The organism is Pseudomonas sp. ICMP 460 (genome assembly GCF_002723595.1).
Classification (GTDB): domain Bacteria; phylum Pseudomonadota; class Gammaproteobacteria; order Pseudomonadales; family Pseudomonadaceae; genus Aquipseudomonas; species Aquipseudomonas kitaguniensis.
In genome coordinates this window covers 247-4,642 of the sequence record NZ_LKBR01000049.1, presented here as the reverse complement: position 1 = coordinate 4,642, position 4,396 = coordinate 247, and the positions used below count along the sequence as shown (strand labels likewise).

At 53.6% G+C, this 4,396-nt stretch carries 4 protein-coding genes; all 4 read left to right on the top strand.

All coding sequences use genetic code 11. From position 1 onward, the window contains the following. The first annotated feature begins 180 nt into the window (after positions 1-180). Complete coding sequence (locus AO240_RS23780) at positions 181-1,038, top strand: DUF4123 domain-containing protein (RefSeq protein WP_099239773.1); 858 nt, start codon at positions 181-183, stop codon at positions 1,036-1,038. Further along, the gene (locus AO240_RS23775; RefSeq protein ID WP_099239771.1) at positions 1,035-1,811 is read left to right on the top strand and encodes a hypothetical protein; all 777 of its coding nucleotides are present in this window, start codon (positions 1,035-1,037) and stop codon (positions 1,809-1,811) included. The genes AO240_RS23780 and AO240_RS23775 overlap by 4 nt, the downstream gene beginning before the upstream one ends. 133 nt (positions 1,812-1,944) lie before the next feature. Next, positions 1,945-2,718 (top strand): hypothetical protein, encoded by a 774-nt coding sequence (locus AO240_RS23770; protein ID WP_099239769.1) that lies wholly within the window; start codon positions 1,945-1,947, stop codon positions 2,716-2,718. Between the two features lie 11 nt (positions 2,719-2,729). Then, positions 2,730-4,396, top strand: a 1,667-nt coding sequence (locus tag AO240_RS23765) for a lipase family protein (RefSeq protein ID WP_256586041.1), incomplete at its 3' end; no start/stop codon positions are given.

Below are 4,396 nucleotides of genomic sequence, written 5' to 3'. Positions count from 1 at the left end.
CGCCGGCCAATCCAATACTGCCAGGGGCACTGACTGCGCTACTGGCGCCTGCCGAGCTGCCACCCATCATTGCGCCTTCCCAAAACGCGTTGATGGCCGACTCCAAACGTGAAAGCCTGATTTTTGCCCAGTCTGCGAGGCCTGCAAAAACGCAGTGTGCCTGCCTGAAGGAGCCACAGCATGAGCACTCTGTCGCCTCGGCAATGGATGATCGAACAACGCCACCTCGGGTATTGCCTGTGCCTGATTCTCGACTCTGAGGGCGAACACGAAACCCGTCAGGCGCTGATAGGCGCTCAAAACGCTGACCACTATTGCAGCGTGTACAGCGAAACACCGGTCGCAGAGTTGGCGAGGGCGGGGCCTTTTGTGTTCCTTATCGACAACCCTGACGATCGGCGTTTGAACGCGTTGCTTGACGCGCCTGAAAGGAACTGGGGCTGGCTGGCCAGCCTTCCACCGGAGGCAGGGCTTAACGCGCTGGCCAAACACTGGCGTGACCGCCTGATTGTCGGGGCGCGACCGTATCAGGCGCTCTATCGTTTCCATGACAACCGGGTATTGACCCGCGCACTGGCGCACTTAACCGGCGGGGCTGTTGCGGGGTATTTGGGGCCGATTGCCAGCGTTTGCTACTGGCAGGGTGAGCACTGGCTAACGCTGAATAATTGTGCGCCGGGTAACCACCCCGTTCCTGAAAGTCCTGCCTGGTGTGAGGTTCCGATTGACGGTGATCAATTCGCGCGTATCAGTCAGATCAATGCCAGGCGTTACTTGCTGGCCGAACATCTGGATGCGTATGCGCGAATTGCTGAACAACAAGACCCTGACTTATGGCTCAGTACACAGTTGGAATTGGCTGAAGCTTGGGGCTGGCGGTCGCCCGAGCAAGTGGAGTTTTTACTGGTCCAGAGTTTAAAGGCAACCAACGGCACACTTGCAGAGCGCTGGCGGGCGGGCGCTGGTGAAACACCAGTAACGCATTTCGAGCGTATTTATCAAGAAGTACAGTTTTGGCAAGGAGACGCGCCGTTATGAAACCTGTACTTAAAATCTTGTTGTTGGGCTTTTGCGTCGTGCCGATAGCAGGGTGTGCTACCGGGAAGTTGGAGAGTTTTACCTTTTCGGCTGACTTTCCTCCTGATTTTACTTACGAGGCCGTCGCCAGGTACGCACCTGCCAAGGGAGAAACGTGCACGGTTAAAAAGCCTCATATAGGTTACAACCAGAGATGGCACTTGAATTATAAAGAGCGATACAAACGAGACTTGGAAATCCCCATCTACCGCACCGTTGAAGGTTGCCCATTAGTTATCTATCGCGTTGAGGTTGAAGTCTACGGCGCTTATGGAGAAGCGCGTGGTGACTTCGGCGCAGATACAGCGATGATTATTATCAGGGAGCAATTGGAGGAGGAGTACAAAGGGGCTTTTGACTCTGCTGGAGAGGTCGCGATAAATGGCCAGTGTCAATGGCTGTTTCGTACTATCGGACCTGAGCGTTATATTTCCAAGCTTCTCGACTGCAAGAAAATTGACGATCAGGGCTTAGTGGCGAAGGGGCGTCCCGTAGGGGCTTATACCTTGGGTCAACTACCGGGTAAAACCGTAAAGCTGAAAATTAAGTTGGCTGAATTAGAAATACCCGCAATCGGCGATACTTGGATCAAGGTCCCGAATGGCTGGAAACGTTGCATGGGCAAAGCCATTGAAGATCAGTATGCGTTCTGTTTTAAAAACCATAAAGACTTCAGCAGTTTCAAAATGCCCGATGGGCGTAGCTGCACCATTTACCCCGGCTGTACAGAATAAGGAATCACTCAGTGAGCGCATTGGATGAAGAGATAAAGCACCCGTTACATAGCCGCACGTTTAACTGCCCGCCCCAAGGCAACTGGACGATTTTTCGGCTGGTTGATGGATCTCTGCAAGGGAACGCCTCGCTATGACGAATGCACATAAAACCCTGTTCCTGGGGGGCTGCGTAATGCTGATAACAGGCTGTACTACCGGGAAGTCGGAGAACTTCACCTTCACGGCCGACCTGCCTCCAAACTTCGCTTACTCCGCTGTAGTTAAGTATGCGCCCGCCAAAGGAGAGACGTGTACGGTCACTCTTGATGATAACCCATACCTTGCCTTTAACAGAGAGTGGCGCACGGAGTATAAGCCAGCGTCCGAGGTGCCAATATACCGAACAGTCAGCGGCTGCCGGCTGGCTATTTATCGAATCGACTTGGAGATTAATGCGACCTATGGAAAAACCCGCGGAGAATTTAGCGGGGATACAACCGCTGTGATTGTTCGGAGTCAACTGGAAGGTCAATACAAAAAAACTTTTGATGCTGTTGGTGAAAACACTATAAATGGTCAGTGCCAATGGATGTTCCGTACTGTAGGTCCTAAGCGATATATAAGAAAACTACTCGACTGTAAAAAAGTCGACGACCAGGGCTTGGTGACGAAAGGCCGCCCTGTAGGGGCTTACACCTTGGATCAACTACCGGGTAAAACCGTAAAGCTGAAGATCAAGTTGGCTGCAGAAGAAAGGCCTGGCTGGGGTGATACATGGGTCAAGGTCCCCAACGGTTGGAAACGTTGCATGGGCGAAGGCCCCGAAGATCAACGCGGTTACTGCCGTGGCAATTATGAAGACTTCAGCAGCTTTAAAATGCCGGATGGGCGTAGTTGCACCATTTACCCTGGCTGTACAGAATAAGGAACCCTGCAATGAGTACTTTGGATGATGAACTGAAGCACCCGCTCAACGATCGTATGTTTACCTGCCCTATTCGAGGCAAATGGACCAGCTTTCAGTTAGTTGATGAAAACGGTGAGGGGCAGCCATATGCCGGACTTGCCTATACAGTTATTGATACAGAAGGTTATGTATACGAAGCCAGGCTCGACAGCAGCGGCGCGGGCAAAGTAAACGACCATTTTGCGGGCCCCATCACCTTAATTCTTGCACATAAATATACTGGCACAGCCCGTCCCTATGAGGACTTACAACAGCGAAAACACTACCCACTGCCGATAACCGAACTGCAAGTTCGCGCTGAGCAAACCCGCCACCTTCATAAAGACGGCTCGCGCACTGCAACAAACCCCGCACAAGCGTGTGCAGACTTTTTCTTCCAGGTCGAAGTTCGTCATTTCGTCGACCATGTTGCGCATTTACCGCCTGAAGTCGAGTGCCAATACCCGGCCATGCGGCGCTGGGCTTCACTGATGGGCGAGCATGGAAAGCGCGGGGTCTGCCTGCTTTCCAATAAACACAGTGTGTTGGAGGTTCGCCCTTTACGCGCCCTGTGTCCGATGCTGTCTACAGACCCGCAGTTCTGTGCACTGAACCTGTATCAGCTCGCCATCATGGCCACCTTGAGCTACCACCCGTTTGGGCAGGAGCCCGACAAGCCGCCCATCAGAGACAAGAACGTTAGTTTCCCGAGCAAACCCAGCATGGGTAACTGGTTCGGTGATGCGTTGGCCAAATTCGATGAAATCTGGACAGTGGACCCAGCCCAAACCACCGCGTACTACCCGCTATACGAAGACGTGCCGCATTCCAAACGCCTGGAAATCGTACCGTTTGACCCTGATCTGTACCCAGCGAACAGCCCGGATTTAGAAACGGATCAAGAAACGCCGGCCAGCATTCACTTTTTGGATGACCGAGGCCATAAAGTTGATACCGACACCCAAGCGTTTATCACGCACAACGATGAGTTGATCCTGATTTCTGTACGCGGCACCAATGAAATAATCGCGGATGCCCTCCGTGATGCCGATGCACTTCAAGTGCCCTTTGTGGAAGGTGTGGGCAACGTGCACCGAGGATTCTATGACGCTGCACAAAAGGTCTACGAACTCACGATCAAGTACCTCGACAAATTCCATAGCGGACAGAAGCTGATCATCTGTGGGCACAGCCTGGGTGGTGCGATTACCTTGTTGCTGTCGGAGATGCTACGTCGCCAGAAAGAGTATGAAGTGGACATCACGCTCTACACCTACGGCGCCCCAAGAGCGGCTGATGCCACCTTCGTAAAAGCGGCCGCCAACCTGGTGCATTACCGTATGGTCAACCACAACGACCCGGTGCCCAGCGTGCCCGGTACATGGATGAACACCAAAACCCCGGTCTACGCGACTGGCGCCGCCTTGACCTTCGTAAACGTGCCTGTCGGCCTCTCGGTGTTTGTTGCGGGCATTACCAACCTCAGCGGCGAGCCGTATGAACACCACGGCACGTTACGCCACTTTCTCCCGGTGGAGTTGGGCGGCAAAGAAACCTCTTCCATCCTCTGGCAGCCCGGTTGCGACACCATTACCCAGCACGCCGCCTGCACGCTGGCCGTGCAGCAAATCAACGGACTGCCCGACCGCCCCGGGCT